Origin of the sequence: Fructilactobacillus florum 8D (genome assembly GCF_000512295.1) — a bacterium.
GTDB classification, from domain to species: domain Bacteria; phylum Bacillota; class Bacilli; order Lactobacillales; family Lactobacillaceae; genus Fructilactobacillus; species Fructilactobacillus florum.
The window spans coordinates 1-19,079 of the sequence record NZ_ALXG01000004.1 but is presented as its reverse complement, the minus strand read 5'-3'; the positions used below and the strand labels follow the sequence as shown (position 1 = coordinate 19,079).

Sequence of the window (19,079 nt, the reverse complement as noted above, 5' to 3'; positions counted from 1 at the left end):
GACTGAATCAATTGATTCAGTCACCTTTTTTTCTCTGCGGAAGCAATCACCGTAACCTTGTTTAGTGGTAATCGTTGCCGTCGCAGTTGCCGTTCCACCTGCCGAGTTACCCGTACTTCTTGAATACTAGTGATTTCATTGCGTAAAATCGCCGCCAGATTACCTCGAATTTGGCCTTGATCATCGACTGGATCTTCTGCCAGTTCCAAAATATTATGTGATTTCGTCTCTGCTAAAACACTGAGTTCCAACCCGAGATAATTAATTATAATCGTATCAGCAGTTGTAATGAACTGCGCCAATTGATCTCGATAGAATGCCACTAGATCTGGATAGGCAGCTAGTACTTGCTGATTTTGGGGGTCTTCAATTGTTACATAATTAATTGTTCCTTGGTAGAGATAATAACGCACAATTGGCTGCTCCTGATGATTAAAGAAGACCATCTCCTGTAGCTCATTTTCTGCATAAAATAAGTTACTAAACAGACTGCCATCAGCTGCAAATTCTTCAATGAAATCCAGTGTTTGATCCGGGTTATGATAACGCAGATCTTGAACTGCACGCCGCGTATTGGGGAACAAAAATTCTCGAGCAATTTCAGTTCCATGGTCAACAATCGAAATACTACCATCACGATTAACAATCGTTTTGGCCCAAGTAGGGATGGGTGCATCATTAAAAAATCGATACTGATCCGCTCGATATTCACGGTGGGTCAGTCGATCAATGATGTTCATCACCTTGAATGTAGCGGTCGTCGTCCACCGACCTAGTTGTGGGGAAGCCGCCAACGTCAAGAGCGTCTGGGAGCCGTTGGCCGCTAAAGTTCGCTGCAGGGCATGCCAATCTTTTTCCGTCGCTACATTATTTACTAGTTGATAGTCCATCCAGTAGTTTCCTCCATTTCTGTGCAATATTTTGATCTTGGTACTGTCGAACCGAGGCACGAGTTTGGTGGCTTAATTTGACTGGATCGGCTTGCCAATACCTTTGTAAAGCCAACTTCAGCTGATTTACATTATAATCTTCATCTTCCCGCTTCAATGTCGCTAAGAAACCATTTTGCCCATCCTTAATTAATTCTTGCGCTCCAAATCGCGCATCAAAGGTAATCACTGGTAACCCCGCATTCAAAGCTTCAATGTAGGTTAAACCAAAGCCTTCGGAAAATGAGGCGGAGATAAAAGCGTCATAGCGGGGATAAACGTGTTCTAAATCATCAGAAAGCCCTCGGAGTTGAATATAATCCTCTGCCCGACAGGTTTTGATGAGCTTTTCAATCGGTTCTTTTTGTTCCCCTTGACCATAGATATCAAATTGAAGCTGGTAACCAGCCTGGTGCATAGCCACCACCGCTTTAACTGCAATTTCAAGGTGTTTTTCCGCTGCTAAGCGTGACGCTGTAACTAATTTTTTTACTTTTCCCTGAGCTGGTTGTGCGACTACCTCTGGTTGCTCCCGGATTCCTCCTACGGGAATGGCAACAATTTTATTAGTAGCTTTAGGAAAATCGAGCAGTAAATCTTGCCGTTGCAGTTCCGTTGCCGTGACAACCGCATCCACGGCCGAGAGATGATCTAGAAGGTATTCATAGTGATCATTCCATAATGGTCGGCTCGGATCATCACGATCAGCTAGATGATCAGCATGAATGATGTAGATAATCTTTGTATCAGTTCGCTGTTGGCGCATTAAAATATCGTCTGCAAATTCACCCCGATCAATTAAAAAGTTATTGATCCCTGGATACACTTGACGCAATTGATCAAAAAAATACTCGTGCAAACCATCTAAATTGGCAAAAAACAAGTGTTGCCCATGCTCAGAAAATAAGTGAATATTAATCACATTATGACCACGATGCTGGTCATCAACGACTTCATACATTACCTTTCGCTGCTGGGTCAATTCATTGTAAAGTTCCACCCGTGCCGTACGCACCTGCAATACTTGATTATCAGAATGATGCTTATCAGGACCCTTGTAATAGTGCTGTACAATCCGGATTCCGGCACTTGTAACTTCTTCCGTTTTTCGGTTGGTTTGGGTTAAATCAACTACTGTTTCGGGTAATCGAGGTGCTTGCCTTTGCAAAAGTCCTGTCTGTAAATAGTTGTCGCCCAAAACCAAATATTCCCACAGATTCAAAACCATGTGATCATTAAGGTGCCAGCGATCAATGGCTTGGTGGAGTTCTGGGATTAAATTTAAAAAGACAAACCGATACGGTAACTGCGCCTGCTGAAAACGTTGTGCTCGGTAGAATTCGGCATGTTCGACCCCAGAATTACCCAGCCCCATTGCTTGATTAATAAAAAAATTCATCTCCTACCTCCATCTTGATCCCATAATTTAACGACTCCATTCTACCTATTTAATTTGAAGTAATTGATGATTTGCGGCTAATCGGAGCTGATTAACTTGTTCCATCGGCATTTTCTGCGGAACCAGCAGAATCCGAAGTCGTTCCACTTCGGCTGGATCAAGTTCAATACGCATCACATCAGAAATCGACCGATAGCGTTTTACCGCCAATTGCTGCTTTTTCACAGGGGTTGTAGTTCTTCTAATTAAATCAAAATAATAGTCATCCCAATGGGACTCGAGCCGGTACGTAGCAAAGAGGGTCTGACTTGCCAAGTAAAAAACCCGAAAACGAAGCTGATAATTATTAAATTTAACCAACGCCAACTCATAGTCCGTGTCTGAGGGTTGCAAGGTAAAATCTAAGTGATCTTGTAAAACCATCTGATCTTGTTGTAGCTCTTGTTTCGCGTTAAACGTTCGCAATGACAGTCCAACAGAATTCTGGGGCTCAACTGCAAAATCTCCTTGCAACCGGTACCGTTGTCCATTCTTCAAAAAGGGCGCACGTTTATCCGGTAATTGCAACGGTTCGCGTCGATTAATGTTGTGATTAGTCTCCCACGTATGAATTCGTGTCCCGGCTGGTTGTAATAAATTTTGATATGAAACACTGTTATCGTCATTATAATTAATCGTTGACCCATAAGTGTCCGTTGTAATACTTTGAGGCGGCCAGGTTAAAAACGATAGCGTTGTCTCCATCTTGTACTCCTTTCAACTAGTCCCGTCCAAATTCTTGTAACAAAAATCGGTACTGTCGCTGAAACCATTGCACGACCCCAGCCGTATCATCATTGTGCCGACCAACAAATCCTTTTGCTAGCAACCGCCCAGCTGGGTTTAATTGCCAATAAGCCTGTCGCAAACGCTGAAAAGCCGTTTGATCATAGTCATCTTGTAACATATATGCCACGGCCAACGTTGTCTGCGTCAATTTTCCTGCACGAAAGACGTTCCAAAAGCGATCATTGAGATGCTGACTGCTAGCTTCTGTCAAATCTGGTTCATAATACAGCTGGATATCTTCCGCCGTGCGAAAATCGGTTGAGCGCTTCACTCGCCCATTTTGCGCAATCTCGCCCAACTGCGTCAGTGGTTTGCCGACGACAATCCCACTGGGGTTTAATTGTGCACCATAGTATAATGCGCCAAAGGTTCCCATCGACATTCCAGACAAGATCAATTGTTGTGGTTCAAACTGTAGTCGTTGTAATGTCTTCTTAATTATGCTTACTAACTGGTGCTCAAACGCTGGATCTCCTAAATAAAAAGCTCCACCTTCTAATCGCCAATCAGAAATCAACAAATATGGTGCCCCCATAGAGGCCATCATCCGATTACCCTCATAGCCTTCTTTCGTACGATAACCAGCAAAGTAAACGTTCAACGGTGGTTTTAGGTCGCCAGCATTGAAATAGATTCCTATATTTCCGTGTAATTGTTGGTCAGTCAACATCTGATCATTAATCATCATATTTCCATATGCACCACGAGATCGGCGGACGTGAAGTTCCCCAATGCGAACCTGACCACTGCCTCGAATATACAATAACACCTGAAACTGAGTGGCTCGTTTTCGGGGTCCCTTGATCTCGAAACTGTTTAGATCTTCATTTTTCGTTAGAAAAATGGTTTGGAGCGGGTACCCCGTTTCAACATCAATCTGCTTAATTTTCAACCCTAACTGCACCCCAGAAAAAACTTGATAATCTAATGAAATCGTATCAGTTAGTCTGGCAGGCAGATAAAATGAATGGTTTGGATAAGTCAAAACATCCCAATTTTCCTGATCAGTTACCTGAAATTCACGGTAAAGATTTCCCCGCTGATAAATCGTTTTGACTAGCGCCGGATTAAATAACCAGCTTTGTGGATCATAACGGTATCCATCACTGCCGCTATACCAATAGTAATTGATCATCTCAAACAATTTTTCTGGGTGAAGTTTGTTGAACTCGATTGCTCCGCGGAGACTCAATAAGTCGTGAAGCTCTGAACTAATCTTTAACTGTTTAGCAAAAAAAATTTGATTGGCCGGTAATTGTTGAATAACCCTGCGGTCCGTCAGCCAGGGAAAACCATTATCAATAATGAATAAAGCCCGTTGATAAGCTTTATTTAGTTTTCCAGCATCATCAAACAAAGGCTGATCAGCAATAATTTCTTGCTGCCATCGGCGATCATCAGACCAGTAATATTGGTAATCTTCTCCTAAAATATTTGCAGCATCTGTAAAACCATAACGGGTTAAATGAATAACTAAAGTTGGTTGTTGCTTACGAAGACTCATTTCCAATCACCTGCTCCCATTGCTTGATTAAACTTGCGGCTGAATACTTTTCTTCTAGCTTGACATTTTCAACTAGCGCATGGTTCCAGTTAAATAAATTATCAGTAAAATAGGGAATTTGTTCATGTAAATCCTTTATGGAGTGGCACCGCAACCCGTTTTCTTGCTCTAATACGAGATCGCTCTCTCCTTGTACAATTTGAGGCACTCCCACTGTAATTGCCAGAATCCCATGACGCAAGCTGGGGAGCGCTCCCAAATCAATATAGAGCCTAATGCGACTAAAATCAGTTAAAAGATATTGGTTGCCCTCGTCAAGCAGGTGAATCCGCATTAATAGTTGATTTAATTGGTAGAATTGTCGCAGTTGCGCTTTACTAAATTCTTGTACCCCAAGCTGATCAACCTGGTCATCTAAAAAATCAAGCCATTGTTCTTCAGTTTCAAACGATTTGAGACTTAACTTCTGAACCATTTTTTCATAGTTAATTTTTGTTAAATCAATGTGCAGACTCGAAGCAATCCAGTCATCAACCTCGTGGCGTAAAAGTTGTGTATCATTCATACTAGCTTCAACCACTAAGACCTTGTGCTTATCCTCTAATAGTAAGGGTAACAGTGCCGTCACAAACTGAGTACGCTCCGTCGCTGTAAGCTTAGAAATCCGCGCATAAATAACCTTGGCCTCTAGCTCATTGCTAATTCCCAGATCAAAAGAAGCCGGAAATGGTTCGATGCTCGTCTGCTGAAGATCATCCGCTGACTGGATCTGCTTTGCAAAGGAGCGCGCCATGGTCTGACTAGGAAAAATCCAATGCAACCGTGGAAAAGTTTGGACTACATTAAGCAAATCATCAGAAACAACCTGATCATCCAAGAGGACTAAATTCTTAGCAGCTGGCAGATTAAACGCAATTTGGTTTTGACGGCGACTCCCACCCAAGGCAGAAATAATTGTCTGGTGTTCACCAAATTTTTCTAAATATTTTTCACGAATTAGGAATGCTAACGAACGATAGCTCGGCGCTCGAAACTGCGCTTGAAATTCTGGCTGTGGCGTAATTTTTCCACTACGATCAGCCTCCATAACGATATGTCCCCGTGGAGTATACCAACGTTTTCGGATGACTTCATGAGTCGCATTACGCCAGCTTGTAAAGCTAATAAAACCCCGATCGTCATAATGATCCTCTTGTACCGTCCCGTCTCCTTGAAAATAACTAATCTGAACCAATTCAATTTGGTTTCGCAATTTAACCCGAGCAACAATCTTAGTTTCTCGGTAAACAATCACCTCGTTATCCAAAAAAATCGGTTCCAGCCCCCGCAGACCCGTGGGCAAGTCCAGATCATAGAATGTTCGAGAGATCCCATCAGCCATTTCAACATTTTGAATCTCATCGAGAGCACTCCAAAGGGACTGATTTTGCAGCTTGGTGGCTGCTAGTTTATGTAACAAATCGGTACAGGGTTCCAATAACACCAGTTGAAATGAAATCCCCTGCGCTTGGAACAAATTAGCAGTTACAATTTCTGGAGCTGTCGCAAGGTGGCGATCATTTTGTTCAAAATTAGGGATTACTAGCGGCATTACTAACTCCTTTCCGTCAAAAAATCTGATACTGTTGTCGGGTATACAGGGCTCGCACCTGGTCAATTAAACTCTGCATGATGGTTATCAAGATAACCACACTCCCGAAATACAGAGTGAAGTTTTCAAAGCCAGGCGCATATAAACCAATTATTAACGGCGTAACTCCCAAGCCAACTAAACAGAAACCACCGATTGTTGCCATTCCTAAAAATCGTTGCATCAGATAGCGACTGGTATAAACACCAGGAAAAACATTGATTAAATACTCATCATTTTCTTTCATTTGTTTCGCTAATTTCAAAGGTTGAATTGTGATCAAACCAAATGCATAACTCAAAAACATCAAAACAATCCCATACATTAAAATCCCAATTCCTGTTTGCGGATTTGTCAATTGCAATAACCAGTGCCCTCCATTATGATCTAAACTACTTTTAAAGATACTACGTGGCAACGTGAAGATGGTTGCCGAGAACATAAAGGGCATGGAGCCAGCAACTAATAACCGGAAAGGTAGGTATGATTGGCGCCCGGCATCAACCAGAAAGGGATTTTGCACCGGGATGCGAAGTTCAATTTGTAAGAGCATGATAAAAATAATCACCACCAAGAGAGTCAAGCCTGCTGCGACCAGCAAATGATAGTGGGTTAACGGATAATGATGTAGTTTCCAACCCTTCTGCAATAACTGTGGTAATCCCAAAATGATCCCAGGTAAAATTAAAACTGAAATACCACCGAGTCCCTTGTCTGCATTAAACTCACCCAAAAAGACCGTTAGCATCGATCCCGCAATCAAAATCAACATGGCAGAAGCACTGACAAAGGTTTTATTAAAAGAAACTCCCCCGATCTGCGTCCCACTGACTAGGGCTGGTTGTAAGTACCGAACAATCTGTGAACTTTGCAAAATAGCCAATACCAGCGTAATTATTTTTTGCAGATAGCCCGTTTGACTAAGAGATAACCGATTAATCCCTTCTAAATCCAACGCAGAAATTGCCTGCCAAACAATAAGACCTGTCATATAAGGACCCAGCCCCAACGTAAAAATCGTTGGAAGTTTAAATTGACCCCCTACCGAAATCCCTAATAGACCTAAATATGTCCGTTTTGCCAGTGCGGCGTGTGCGATCTCCGGATTAATCCCTGGTAAAATAATTGCCTGCCCTATAAGTAAAATGGCTAGTAGGAGAAACATCACCAACCCACGCTGCAACAAATCATGTTGTCTAAAAAATTTCATCGTCGCCTCCTACCTGTTTTATGGGAACTCGATCTCAATTTTACCGTCTTTTTTTATAATAACTTCAGAGTTAGTTACATTTTGAACTGCTTTTAAGTTGATTACCGTTTTCATTTTATCAAAAGCCTTTTGACCTTCTCGTTGAAACTCATAGATCGGATTAACTTGTGCAATCGAACGTTCCTTAATCACTCGCATCAAAACTTCCAAGTGATCAACCTGACCAATCCAGCCCTGATCAATTGCCCGCAGTAGCGTCACTCGTTGAAAATAAAGCCACTGCTGCTGATCAACCAGCTGCTCGTGAAGCCGTTGCAACCGATCATTCATCAGTTGCAATAAGCGGCTTTCCTGCTGTTTGCGTGACTCAAGCTGTAAATCTGTCGCACTGCGATAGCTTGGATCAATATTTTGATAAATAAACTCTAGCAGGGTTTCGCCATGATTCTGATACCCGCGATGGTAAACAAACTCATGAGCCACAAAATGAAAAGTTTTTTGAATAATCGCACTAAGATCAGTTGCCGTCATGATCTGATCACGTTGTAAGTACACCGCTTTCCGCTGTAATCGTGTGATTTCTCCATACTGCAACGTTTCAAAGCGTGCTGCCCGCTGTTGATTAGCTAAAAATCGTTGTGCTCGATCAATCACATGTTTAAAACGACTCTTCTTCCCCAGTAACTGTTGTTGCTGCTGGGCATGTTGACGAGCGAATTTCTGCACGCTTCGGGTGGAATGTTCGGTTACAATTTTATCCTCTAATGATGTATAAAAAACACTTTCACCGGGTGCCCCTTGTCTTCCAGCCCGCCCTCGCAACTGGTTATCAATCCGCTTATTCTGCATTCGTTCGGTTCCTAATACCAACAGACCTCCTAATTTTTCAACCGCTGGCGCAATCCGAATATCGGTTCCCCGTCCTGCCATGGCAGTTGACACAGTAACTGCTCCAAGCTCTCCTGCATGCCGAATAATATCAGCTTCCTTTACCTCACTACGAGCATTTAAAACACTATGCGGAATCTCCGCTTGCAATAGCAACCGTGAATATAAAACCGATAGTTCCAGCGAACCGGTTTCAATCAGAATCGGTCGCCGCTGAGCATATGCCTGCTTAACCACCTGCAAACTGTCTACCAGCTTGGCTTGGTTTGTAATGTAAAGTCGATCCGGTAAATCAATTCGAATGTTGGGCTTGTTCGTGGGAACTTTAAAGACCGTCAGGTTATACACTTCCAAAAATTCCTTTGCATCTGTGGCCGCAGTTCCCGTCATGCCAGCTAACTGATGAAACATTCGAAATAGATTCTGATAGGTAATCGTTGCCATTGCACGCTGTTCTTGTGAAACCGAAACGTTTTCTTTCGTTTCAACCGCTTGATGCATCCCAGCTTGCATTTTCATCCCTGGTAATTCTCTTCCGTTATGTTGATCAATCAAAACCACTTCATCATCATGAACAACATAATCTCGATTTTTTTTGATTAAATAATTGGCACGAAGAGCCAAGACTAGGTGACAATACAGATCTCGCCATTCATGACTCAGTAAATTGTCAACATCTAGATATTTCTCCATCCGAACGATTCCCTCTGGCGTAAACCAGATATTTTTCCGATCATCACTGATCTGATAATCTCGGTCTTGGTGTAGCAGCTTAACCACTTGATCAGCGTTCCCTAGAAAATTGGACTGAACCCGTGGGGTTCCAGAAATTACCAATGGGGTTTGCGCTGCATCTAATAAAACTGCATCTGCTTCATCTAATAGGGCAAAGTTAAAACTGGGTAAATGCTGTTCTTCCTTCGTTTTCGCTAGGTTGTCAAATAAATAATCAAATCCCAATGTACTGTTAGTTGTATAAACAATGTTTGCTTGATAAATTTTTGCCAAATCACGCTGATCAGCATCTTGACCTGGCTGGGGAACCGCTGATGAAACTGACAAACCCAGCCATCGGTACAATTTACCCATCGTTTCTGAATCACGGTTCGCCAAGTATTCGTTTGCAGTAATTAAGTAATTACCCCGTCCAGCAAGTCCATGCAGATACATTGGCATCGTGGCCGTCAATGTCTTCCCTTCTCCGGTTTTCATCTCCACCACATTGCCATCTTCCATTGCCACTGCTCCAAGGATTTGGACGGGAAACGGTGACAGACCCAAAACCCGCTTACTAGCCTCACAGACTACCGCATAAGCTGCTGGCAAAACCTTTTTGAGGTTTCGGCGCTGACCATTAACCTGGCGTTGCAAAAGTTGGGTTTGGTGCTGTAGTTCGGCATCGCTCATTTGTTGGTAGCCTGCCATTCGCTTTAAAATTTGCTTGGTAATCTTTCGATACTTTCGCTGGTGTAATTTTGGCATTACTCATCACCTGCTTCAGTTAAATAATAATTGTTTCTTTTCAAGATAAATACTATACTATTGTCATTATGACACAAAACAAAAAATTTATTGACCAAGATATTAAAAATCGATTTGCTGAACTAGACCGTGAACGCCCCGATACCAGCAAGCGACGTCGCAAGCCCTGGCTAAACATCATTATTAACGTCGGCCTTGCCCTTATCGTACTTGCTGGCATCATTGGATCGTTCCTTTTGAAGTAACTAACTCCATTATCATCAAAAAACCGTCCTCCTAATGATACTTGGAGGACGGTTTTTTTAGTTTATTGTTTCGCAGTAGTTTTCCCAAAATATTTGCGTGCCAACCGTTGCTCGGTTCCATCACGATGGAGTTGTTGGATCGCTTGGTTGAGTTTCAAGCGAAGGGTTCGATCCTGTTTTCGCACCCCAACTGCATATTCATCAGGCGGGAAACTAGTTGCTACAATCTTTAGATTATGGACGCCTGTTTCATGATTAAGGTAATAGTTAGCATAGTCGCGATCAATCAAAACCGCCGCCAACCGGCCCACGCGCACATCATTGATCGCCTTATCAAAGGTATCGTACTGAACCGGTTTGGTTTTCAAGTACTGTTTTAAGGCCTGCGGTTTGGTTTGAAACATCGTATAACCAGATGAACCTGATTGAACGCCCAACTGTTTATCATGTAGATCTTGTGGCTGGTTAACCCCAGCATTTTTCCGGGTTAAAAGCACCTGATAACTTTTATGATAAATATTAGTAAACGCTGCATGTTCACGGCGCTCTGGGGTAATTGTATATCCATTCCAAATCGCATCAATGTGTCCAGTAGCTAGTTCCGTTTCTTTCATTGACCAGTCGATCACTTGAAATTCTGGACGAACCCCTAGTTTTTTACAAGCCGCCCGAGCTAGCTCGACATCATATCCAATTAATTGTCCCTGTTTATTTCGAAATCCCATTGGGACAAAGGTATCATCAATCCCAATCTTGAGGGTTTGGCGCTGTTGCACTCGATTCCACGTGTCATTGCGATGAGTAGCCCGCTCAAAAATAAAAATTCCAGCCACAAGGACTACCAGAAACACCAGCGAATTGGCAAGCCATAGTTTTCTTGTTCGTTTCATCCCGACCTCCCTGGTTAGCGTACTACATCCGTACCAAAATCAAGCACTGCTCCGGATAACTGGTCAGCAAAGGGTCGATCATGAGTAACCACAATCTGAGTGACTCCCTGCTGTTGCAGTTGCTTAATGACCGTAACCACTTGTTGCGTCGTTGTTTCATCTAGGCCAGACGTCGGTTCATCATAGGCCAGTACTCCTGGCTGCATCGCCAATGCGCGGGCAATTGCCGTTCGCTGTTTTTGTCCTCCAGAGAGTTGAAACGGGTAAAAATCACGTTGTTCCGTTAGATGCAACTGGGCGAGGAGCTCTTCTGCTTGTGGCTGATAAACACGTCGGTGCTGACGAGCAACAATTCGTGGTGCTAACGTAATATTTTCAAATACCGTATATTGCGGAAATAAGTTAAAATCTTGAAAGATAACCCCGACCTCTGCCCCCGTGCGGTTTTCGTTCAATAACAGTGGCTGCTGATTGAGCGAGATTTCCCCTGCATCCGCCTTCGTCAATCCAGCTAACACCCGTAAAAAGGTGGTCTTCCCAATCCCCGAAGGCCCTACAACTGTTAAAATCTGACCATCCGCAACGGTAACGTTTAGATCCTTAAAGATTACTTTCCCGTTGTATTGCTTGCTTAAATTTTTAATTGTTAGCATCGTATCCTCCTACTGGTAGTAATTCAACCGTTTTTCTACATACCGCATTAGAACCGTCAACAGAATGGTCAACAAGAGATAGAGTGCGCCAACTGCTAAATATGGGACTAACGTAACATCACGAGCCACAGCGATGTTCCCAGCCCGCATCAAATCACCTAGTCCAATGACATACACCAGTGAGGTATCCTTAACCAGATTAATAACTTCATTACCAACGGATGGCATCACAGTTTTCACCACTTGTGGTAGGGTCACGTACCACAGGGTCTGCCAGCGATTAAACCCTAACACTTTTGCCCCAGCAATTTGTCCACTCGGGATAGCCTGCAAGCCACCACGAAAAATTTCAGCAAAATACGCTGTGTAGTTAAGAATAAAAGTGACCACCGCTGCCTCAAACCGTGGGAGGGTTACCAAGTTCGCCAAACTCAAGCCATAATAGACAAACACAATTTGCAATAGTAACGGGGTTCCTCGCATAATCGTAATATATCCATTTAAAACACCCCGTAACAGGGCTACCGGACTACGTTGCAAGACTGCCACTAAGATACCAAATGGGAGTGAACCAATGAGTGTCAGTGCAAAGACTCCTAGTGTCATCTTTAATCCAGCCAATAGGCTAGGTAAAATTGTAATTAGATAGTGCATCCTGTCCTCCTTTGGGATCCCAACAAAAAAGTCCCCAAGTTATCAATTAACGATAACTTGAGGACGATGATTTCGCGGTTCCACCTCGATTTTGACTAATATTACTATTAGCCACTCAGGTACCCCAGCGTATGATGAGGTACAGCTTGTAACGGAGCAACCCGAGTACGTTCTAGAATATACCTGATGATCACGAGTGTGGTTCGCTGAAACGAGCGACCGCTTCACAGCTGTAGCACGGCTCTCTCGACGTTCGTTTTCAGTTACTCGTTCGTGCAAATCGTTGTTCACATTTTACGAACTCTGAATTAATTTGTCAAGCTTAAAAACCAACAATGTTCTGATTAAGTAGCTTTTGAGTCTTTCAGCTAACTAATTCATCTTTATTTTGCAACAAAAAAGCCGTTACATTAGTAAATATTTCGGTTTTTACGAGTAAGCTACAGCCACTGATTTTTAACCAGTGTTGCGGCAATAGCTACCGTATTTGCAGCGGCTCCCTTAAGCAAATTATCAGCGACGACCCATAGATTATACCCACCTTGATTTTCAAGATCGGCTCTAATTCTGCCCACATAAGTAGCAGTTGTCCCAGCTGCGTTAATGGGTTGCGGATATAGCTGTGTTGCTGGATCATCCTGTACCACCACTCCTGGGGCCTGCTGCAAAACTTCCTTCATTTTAGTTGGATTCATTTTCTCTGGATGAGCAACCTCAAAATAAACTGATTCACCATGTCCAATTACCACGGGAACTCGAACACAGGTGGCATTCACTTTAATTGCAGTTGCATCCATATCATCCAATAAAATCTTTTTCGTTTCATGAACCATTTTCCATTCTTCATGAGTTGATCCATCAGGCTCAAATACATCAATTTGCGGTAAGAGGTTGAAAGCCAGTGGATAATGCCGGGCAGCTCCTTTAACTGGAAAAATCTCACTAGTCATGGTTTGACCGTCTAAATGTTGTTGCGCCTGTTGATCGAGCTCTTGAATGGCCCGCTGGCCCGCACCTGATCCTGCTTGGTAAGTAGAAACCACGACTTGCTTTAATCCCGCCGTGTCATAAATTGGTTTTAAAGCAGCTACCATTTGAATCGTTGAACAGTTTGGATTAGCAATAATCCCCTGATGCTTTTGTAATGCAGACGCATTCACTTCTGGGACTACCAGCGGAACTGCTGGATCCATCCGAAAAGCACTCGTGTTATCTACACAAACGGCCCCTCGTTTAACCGCTTCTGGCAGCAAACGTTTAGAAACAGCTCCCCCAGCCGAAGCTAGCACAATATCAACGCCGTCAAAGGAGGCCGGCGTTGCTTCTTCAACTACCACTGACTGGTCATGAAACTGGAGTTGTTTTCCAGCCGATCGTTTTGATGCCAATAATTTAATCTGTCCCACTGGAATCTCTGACTGTTCCAACTGGCTCAACAAGCGCGTACCAACTGCCCCTGTTGCTCCTAAAATTGCAACTGTATAATTTTTCGTCATGCTGCTTCCTTCCTATAAGACATTTTCTAACCCAACCATAAAACCAGATAGTTTATTGGTATTTAACAATGCTAAGCGAAGCCCGTGCATAAATGAACGGCGGTCAAATGAATCCTGCCGAATTGTAAGAGCTTCCCCTGGACCACCAAATAACACCTGTTCGTGAGCTACATAGCCCGGCAAGCGGACGGCGTGGATCGGGACATTTTCGTAATGTGCGCCACGCGCTCCCGGAATTGTTTCTGTCGTCTGTGGTGCTTCAAAGGGCGTCCCTTGCCGACCAATCGCAATTTGTTCTGCAGTGCTAATTGCTGTCCCAGAAGGAGAATCACGTTTATCCGCATGATGCATTTCAATGATTTCCGCATCGGGAAAATAACGCGCTGCCTGCTTGGCAAACTGCATCAATAACACCGCTGAGAGCCCGAAATTAGGCACCAAAAGCCCCTTTTGGTGCTGGGATTTGGCGAATTTCTGAAGCGCTTGAATCGTCTCAGAACTTAACCCGCTGGTACCAATGATTGGAATCAAATTATGGGCTAATGCAAACTTAGCATTTTCTGCAGCTCCTGCCGGAGTCGAAAAATCAACCCAGACCTGTGCATCCGTCTGAATTGCTGTCAACTGTGTAAATAACTGACATCCCGTCGGCACAGACGCATTCCTTGTCGCATGCGGACTATAAACAGCCACTAACTCTAACTGCTGATCATGCTCGATTAAACGAACTGCCTGTTGTCCCATGGCGCCTTGAAAGCCGGAAACTAAAACTTTAATCATCCCTACTCCTCTTCTCCCAGCGCTTGTAATAACTGGTGTTGCTCTGCTTCATCCAGATCGGTGATTGGCAACCGACACCCACCAACGTTCAAACCATTGCGAGCCAACATGAACTTAACGGGTGCAGGTGAGGGGTACAAAAATAGGGCCTGCATCTTGGGAGTCAATGCTCGTTGTAGGGCTCCTGCTTGGAAGGGGTGTTGTGCCAATTTATCAAACATCGCCCGCATGGTTGGCAAATACAGATGGGAAGCAACTGAGATGACCCCACTACCGCCAGCAACTTTGGTAGCTAAACTCTGGGGATCTTCGCCCGTATATACTAAGAAGTCCTCGGGCGTCCGTTCCACCAACTGCTCAAAATCTGGTAATGAACCACATTGTTTCACACCAATAATATTGGGATGCGTACTTAACGAAACAATCGTATCGACACTCATAGTAACTCCGGTACGACCAGGAATGTTATACATAATGATGGGCAGATCAGAAGCATCAGCAACGGCTCGAAAATGAGCCTTCATCCCAATTTGATCCGGTTTATTATAGTACGGTACTACTACTAATGCTGCCGCAATCCCCGCGATTTGGCTGACTTCCTTTGTTAGCGCAATCGTTTCTGCCGTATTATTGCTCCCCGTACCTGCAATAATGGGAGCGCGACCAGCTACAATCTTCACAAATTCACGGTAAAGATTCAGCCGTTCATCATGTTCTAAAGTAGCTGTTTCCCCCGTCGTCCCACCAATTAGGAATCCATTACCACCCTCTGCTAACAAGCGATCCGTTAACTTCTGTAATGCATCGTAGTTAATCTGTTGGCGACAATCAAACGGTGTAATCAATGCCGTGATAATATCTGTAGTTTCAAACATCTTAGTCCTCCTCTGCTTCCTGCATCCGATGTGTTAAAAATCCACTTAAAGCGCTAACTCCCGGTTGAATTGCCCGCACATCAGGAGCAAACCGATCAGAGTGCAGCTGGTGGTCAGGATCTCCGGCCCCAAGCCAGACCATCGTTCCAGGAAATTTAGATAACAAGTAGCCAAAGTCTTCTCCAGTCATTGCTGGTTCGGTTTCTTGATAGTCGATCTCTGGGTTCTTTTTCATATATTTAATTAAATCCGCCGTTCTTGTCGGGTCATTTTCAACTGGCAGATACCCACCTTGATTAAGCTTTAAATCAACCTGGCAATCATAGCTGGTGGCAATCCCAGTAGCCACGTCTTGGAGGCGCTTATCAATCTGTCGAATCATCTTTTGAGTCAATCCTCTGATCGTCCCATGCAGTTGCGCCGTACCCGCAATTACATTTCGAATCGTGCCCGCTTCAAACTGCCCAAAAGTAATTACGCCCCCTTCGATGGGGTCAATACTTCGGGAAATAATTGTTTGAACTTGCATAATAAATTGACTCGCGGCAACTACCATATCATTCGCAAATTGCGGATACGCTGCATGCCCTTGTTTACCTGTAAAATGAACGTCAACTTCCGTGGTTCCAGCGAACAGGGTCCCTAAACGGCACCCAATCGTTCCCGCAGGCAGTTGCGGGTTATCATGCAGCCCGTAAAATTCATCCGGTCGCCACTTCCCAGTGAACAACTGATCTTCATAGGCCAATTTACCACCATTTTCGCTTTCTTCGGCAGGTTGAAAGAAGAACAGAAGTTGATCACTGGGGCGATGCTCACAAAAATGCGCTAAAATTCCAAGCGCAACGGTCATATGTAAATCATGCCCGCAGGCATGCATCACATGTGGATTTTTTGAAGCATAGGGCAAACCAGTCGCTTCAGTTACCGGTAGGGCATCAATATCAGTGCGATAGCCAATCGTACGCTTGGGATTACTTCCATGTAGCAATACCAAGATCGCCGTTGGTAGTGCAGCTGGCGTCTTGATTTCGACAAAATCAAGTCCCGCTGTCAGCTTTTGAATCAACGCTAGTAAATATTGATGTGTCTTGCTTTCTTGTAAAGCTAATTCCGGAATCTGATGTAAGTCGCGATAAATTTTTGGCAAATCAACTCGTTCAGTTCCCATTTTAACCCCTCAAATCATCCTCTAACTTCGTCTTTGTCAAGGTCTGCTGGTTAACATCCTTAACCTTAACGGCTGGCATCCCAGCCACCACCGTATGCGGAGCTACATCACTAGTCACGACGGCCCCAGCAGCCACGACCGCTCCGGTACCCACGTGGACCCCTTCAATCACAACGGCATTAGCTCCAATCAAAACATCGTCATCGATTTGAACTGGTTTAGCACTGGCTGGTTCAATTACTCCAGCTAGGACTGCCCCCGCACCAATATGACAATGCTTTCCAACGAGGGCCCGGCCACCTAAAACCGCCCCCATGTCAATCATTGAGCCTGCACCAATTTCAGCTCCGATGTTAATCAAAGCCCCCATCATTACGACCGCATCCTTGCCAATCTTAACCTGCTCACGAATAAGTGCCCCTGGTTCAATCCGGGCATCTAATTCTTTAGTGTCTAGCAAGGGAACGGCTTGGTTTCGAGCCAGATTTTCCACTTGATAATCGGCAATCTGATCCTGATGACGGGCTAAAAAAGGTTTTACAACGGCCCAGTCGCCAAATAAAATCCCAATTTGTTCATCAGTAAACGCCTTTATTTCTTGGGGGAAGGTAAGTTCTGCTAACTTTCCCTTGATATAAACCTTAACATTCGTCGTTTTGGGGGCAGTTCCAATGTATTTAATGATTGCTGCTGCATCTAATTCGCTCATTTGTTTGCTTCTCCTAAAGTAAATGGTTGGTCCAGTCTGACTAGGTCGGCGGTTGTTTCTCGCTTGACAACCACTTCGGCTTGACCATTTTCAACAAAAATCACGGCCGGTCGCGGATTACGATTATAGTTAGAGGCCATCGAATATCCATATGCTCCGGTGGCTAACACCGCTACTACCTGTCCGGTGTGCAACACCGGTAGTTCGATATTTTTGATTAGCACATCACCCGATTCACAGTATTTTCCTGCTAAAGTAACGAGTTCCGTTTTCCCAGTTGGTCGAACCTCATCGGCCACTACGGCATCATACTTGGCACCGTATAGTGCCGGTCGAATGTTATCGCCCATCCCACCGTCCACTGCCACATACTTACGAACCTCAGGAATTGTTTTACTGGTTCCCACCCGATAAAGACTCGTTCCAGCAGGACCAGCGATTGAACGACCAGGTTCAATCCAAACAGCTGGCAGTGGGAGCTTTTCTTTTGCAACCTCACTTTGTAAAGTTGTGATGATTTGACCAACAAATTTTTCTGGGGCTAAAGGTTGATCATCATCGGTATACTTAATTCCAAAACCACCACCCACGTTGATAATTGCTGGAACGTAGTCAAACTTGGTCTGCCAATGTTTCATCAAATCAACCAACTTTTTGGTTTCAATCTGAAACCCAGTGGTATCAAAAATCTGCGAACCGATGTGGGAATGAACCCCGACAACCTTCATTCGTGGTTGCGCTAACACTTGTTGTAATACCTGATCCGCCTGCCCCGTCAACATATCAAAACCAAACTTGCTATCCTGCTGACCAGTTTGAATAAATTCATGAGTATGTGCCGAAACTGCCGGAGAAACCCGAATCATCACATCACAAGTTGCTGCTTCCTGCTCCAAAATCGTGGCTAATTGCTTGATTTCCGTAAAGTTGTCGAGAATAATCACTCCGACATGCAATCGTACTGCCATTTCAAGCTCAGCAATCGATTTGTTATTGCCGTGGAAACTAACGTGTCCCATCGGAAAGCCAGCTTGCTGAGCGGTAAACAATTCCCCCGCAGAAACTACGTCAATGTGAACATGTTCCTGAGCCAGGAGCTGATACATTGCGATACAAGCAAATGCCTTACTGGCATAACTAACGGCATACTCAATCCCGTTCTCAGTGAATACTCGTTGAAAAGCATGGATTTGCGCCCTAATTTTGGCAACATCGTATACCTGTAGCGGTGTTGCAAACTGATCAGCCAACTTAGTCGCCGGTATCCCACCGATCACTAGTTGATTATCTTGAACATCTGTTTTTGCAAGCATAGCTTTTCTCCCCTTAGATCAATTCTTACAAAAAAAGAGTCGGTTGGCGGAAGCTCTGCCAACTGACCCTAACTAAGTAGTATCAAATTGTTTGTTCATAGCTCCCCGAGACATGTATCCCGACAGTCCATGACCTCTTAAGTCATGTCCCAGTTAACTAAGGCCCATTCCTTAGCACTTCGGCAGCTAACCCTTTGGTTAGTTTCTCAGCTGAATGGCAGCTCCACTAACTACTCTTATTACCTGCGACCTCTATTTGATTTGTTAAAAGCATAACTAATAATTACTGGTTAGTCAACAAATTTCCAACCATTAAATAAACTTTAGCTGTTTCGCTATTGTTCAATCCAAAATTTAAACAGAAAAACATGAAATTAAGGATAACCAAGTAGAATCTGAACTGTAGCCACTTTAAAAACCTTA

The 19,079-nt window shown here is 43.9% G+C and carries 17 protein-coding genes and 1 riboswitch; of the genes, 1 reads left to right on the top strand and 16 read right to left on the bottom strand.

Annotated elements, in window-relative coordinates; genetic code table 11:
- Window positions 1–20 precede the first annotated feature (20 nt).
- The 7 genes from B808_RS00205 to secA are packed head-to-tail and all read right to left on the bottom strand — an operon-like array spanning window position 21 to window position 9,870.
- Window positions 21–890: a hypothetical protein gene (locus tag B808_RS00205; protein ID WP_035421202.1), complete on the bottom strand. Its 870-nt coding sequence runs from the start codon at window positions 888–890 to the stop codon at window positions 21–23.
- Window positions 868–2,328 carry a glycosyltransferase gene (locus tag B808_RS00200; protein ID WP_009166813.1) on the bottom strand — a complete coding sequence of 487 codons (1,461 nt, stop codon included), beginning with the start codon at window positions 2,326–2,328 and terminating at the stop codon, window positions 868–870. Before B808_RS00200 ends, B808_RS00205 begins: the two co-directional genes overlap by 23 nt.
- A gap of 45 nt (window positions 2,329–2,373) precedes the next feature.
- Window positions 2,374–3,072 carry an accessory Sec system protein Asp3 gene (gene asp3 / locus B808_RS00195; RefSeq protein WP_009166814.1) on the bottom strand — a complete coding sequence of 233 codons (699 nt, stop codon included), beginning with the start codon at window positions 3,070–3,072 and terminating at the stop codon, window positions 2,374–2,376.
- A gap of 16 nt (window positions 3,073–3,088) precedes the next feature.
- Window positions 3,089–4,660, bottom strand: a complete 1,572-nt coding sequence (asp2, locus tag B808_RS06315) for an accessory Sec system protein Asp2 (RefSeq protein ID WP_051393764.1) — start codon at window positions 4,658–4,660, stop codon at window positions 3,089–3,091.
- On the bottom strand, window positions 4,647–6,251 hold the full coding sequence (gene asp1 / locus B808_RS00185) for an accessory Sec system protein Asp1 (RefSeq protein WP_035421200.1): 1,605 nt from the start codon (window positions 6,249–6,251) through the stop codon (window positions 4,647–4,649). Before asp1 ends, asp2 begins: the two co-directional genes overlap by 14 nt.
- 16 nt (window positions 6,252–6,267) lie before the next feature.
- On the bottom strand, window positions 6,268–7,500 hold the full coding sequence (locus B808_RS00180) for a preprotein translocase subunit SecY (protein ID WP_035421199.1): 1,233 nt from the start codon (window positions 7,498–7,500) through the stop codon (window positions 6,268–6,270).
- A gap of 18 nt (window positions 7,501–7,518) precedes the next feature.
- Window positions 7,519–9,870 carry a preprotein translocase subunit SecA gene (secA, locus tag B808_RS00175; protein WP_035421198.1) on the bottom strand — a complete coding sequence of 784 codons (2,352 nt, stop codon included), beginning with the start codon at window positions 9,868–9,870 and terminating at the stop codon, window positions 7,519–7,521.
- Window positions 9,871–9,938: 68 nt separating this feature from the next.
- Between secA and B808_RS06515 the strand changes: the two genes are divergently transcribed.
- Window positions 9,939–10,115, top strand: a complete 177-nt coding sequence (locus B808_RS06515) for a hypothetical protein (protein WP_009166819.1) — start codon at window positions 9,939–9,941, stop codon at window positions 10,113–10,115.
- A 62-nt stretch (window positions 10,116–10,177) separates the two neighbouring features.
- Here the strand turns inward: B808_RS06515 and B808_RS00170 are convergent, their stop codons facing one another.
- The 9 genes from B808_RS00170 to lysA form a co-directional block, all read right to left on the bottom strand.
- Window positions 10,178–11,005, bottom strand: a complete 828-nt coding sequence (locus tag B808_RS00170; RefSeq protein ID WP_009166820.1) for an amino acid ABC transporter substrate-binding protein — start codon at window positions 11,003–11,005, stop codon at window positions 10,178–10,180.
- A 14-nt stretch (window positions 11,006–11,019) separates the two neighbouring features.
- Complete coding sequence (locus B808_RS00165; RefSeq protein ID WP_035421197.1) at window positions 11,020–11,658, bottom strand: amino acid ABC transporter ATP-binding protein; 639 nt, start codon at window positions 11,656–11,658, stop codon at window positions 11,020–11,022.
- A 9-nt stretch (window positions 11,659–11,667) separates the two neighbouring features.
- Window positions 11,668–12,312 (bottom strand): amino acid ABC transporter permease, encoded by a 645-nt coding sequence (locus tag B808_RS00160; protein WP_009166821.1) that lies wholly within the window; start codon window positions 12,310–12,312, stop codon window positions 11,668–11,670.
- A 440-nt stretch (window positions 12,313–12,752) separates the two neighbouring features.
- A complete protein-coding gene (locus B808_RS00155) occupies window positions 12,753–13,808 on the bottom strand; it encodes an aspartate-semialdehyde dehydrogenase (protein ID WP_035421196.1) in 1,056 nt (351 codons plus the stop codon).
- Window positions 13,809–13,820: 12 nt separating this feature from the next.
- Entirely contained in the window at window positions 13,821–14,588 is a 768-nt protein-coding gene (dapB, locus tag B808_RS00150; protein WP_035421190.1) for a 4-hydroxy-tetrahydrodipicolinate reductase, read from the bottom strand.
- 2 nt (window positions 14,589–14,590) lie between these two features.
- Complete coding sequence (dapA, locus tag B808_RS00145) at window positions 14,591–15,463, bottom strand: 4-hydroxy-tetrahydrodipicolinate synthase (RefSeq protein ID WP_035421189.1); 873 nt, start codon at window positions 15,461–15,463, stop codon at window positions 14,591–14,593.
- A 1-nt stretch (window position 15,464) separates the two neighbouring features.
- Window positions 15,465–16,634, bottom strand: coding sequence for an N-acetyldiaminopimelate deacetylase (locus B808_RS00140; RefSeq protein WP_035421188.1), 1,170 nt, complete (start codon window positions 16,632–16,634; stop codon window positions 15,465–15,467).
- Between the two features lies 1 nt (window position 16,635).
- The gene (gene dapD, locus B808_RS00135) at window positions 16,636–17,343 is read right to left on the bottom strand and encodes a 2,3,4,5-tetrahydropyridine-2,6-dicarboxylate N-acetyltransferase (protein ID WP_009166826.1); all 708 of its coding nucleotides are present in this window, start codon (window positions 17,341–17,343) and stop codon (window positions 16,636–16,638) included.
- Window positions 17,340–18,656, bottom strand: coding sequence for a diaminopimelate decarboxylase (gene lysA / locus B808_RS00130; protein WP_035421187.1), 1,317 nt, complete (start codon window positions 18,654–18,656; stop codon window positions 17,340–17,342). Before lysA ends, dapD begins: the two co-directional genes overlap by 4 nt.
- A 90-nt stretch (window positions 18,657–18,746) precedes the next feature.
- Window positions 18,747–18,919, bottom strand: a riboswitch (Lysine riboswitch).
- Window positions 18,920–19,079 lie beyond the last annotated feature (160 nt).

Coding starts and splice junctions, on each gene's coding strand:
- B808_RS00205 (WP_035421202.1), bottom strand. CDS start 890: ATGGACTATCAACTAGTAAATAATGTAGCGACGGAAAAAGATTGGCAT.
- B808_RS00200 (WP_009166813.1), bottom strand. CDS start 2,328: ATGAATTTTTTTATTAATCAAGCAATGGGGCTGGGTAATTCTGGGGTC.
- asp3 (WP_009166814.1), bottom strand. CDS start 3,072: ATGGAGACAACGCTATCGTTTTTAACCTGGCCGCCTCAAAGTATTACA.
- asp2 (WP_051393764.1), bottom strand. CDS start 4,660: ATGAGTCTTCGTAAGCAACAACCAACTTTAGTTATTCATTTAACCCGT.
- asp1 (WP_035421200.1), bottom strand. CDS start 6,251: ATGCCGCTAGTAATCCCTAATTTTGAACAAAATGATCGCCACCTTGCG.
- B808_RS00180 (WP_035421199.1), bottom strand. CDS start 7,500: ATGAAATTTTTTAGACAACATGATTTGTTGCAGCGTGGGTTGGTGATG.
- secA (WP_035421198.1), bottom strand. CDS start 9,870: ATGCCAAAATTACACCAGCGAAAGTATCGAAAGATTACCAAGCAAATT.
- B808_RS06515 (WP_009166819.1), top strand. CDS start 9,939: ATGACACAAAACAAAAAATTTATTGACCAAGATATTAAAAATCGATTT.
- B808_RS00170 (WP_009166820.1), bottom strand. CDS start 11,005: ATGAAACGAACAAGAAAACTATGGCTTGCCAATTCGCTGGTGTTTCTG.
- B808_RS00165 (WP_035421197.1), bottom strand. CDS start 11,658: ATGCTAACAATTAAAAATTTAAGCAAGCAATACAACGGGAAAGTAATC.
- B808_RS00160 (WP_009166821.1), bottom strand. CDS start 12,312: ATGCACTATCTAATTACAATTTTACCTAGCCTATTGGCTGGATTAAAG.
- B808_RS00155 (WP_035421196.1), bottom strand. CDS start 13,808: ATGACGAAAAATTATACAGTTGCAATTTTAGGAGCAACAGGGGCAGTT.
- dapB (WP_035421190.1), bottom strand. CDS start 14,588: ATGATTAAAGTTTTAGTTTCCGGCTTTCAAGGCGCCATGGGACAACAG.
- dapA (WP_035421189.1), bottom strand. CDS start 15,463: ATGTTTGAAACTACAGATATTATCACGGCATTGATTACACCGTTTGAT.
- B808_RS00140 (WP_035421188.1), bottom strand. CDS start 16,634: ATGGGAACTGAACGAGTTGATTTGCCAAAAATTTATCGCGACTTACAT.
- dapD (WP_009166826.1), bottom strand. CDS start 17,343: ATGAGCGAATTAGATGCAGCAGCAATCATTAAATACATTGGAACTGCC.
- lysA (WP_035421187.1), bottom strand. CDS start 18,656: ATGCTTGCAAAAACAGATGTTCAAGATAATCAACTAGTGATCGGTGGG.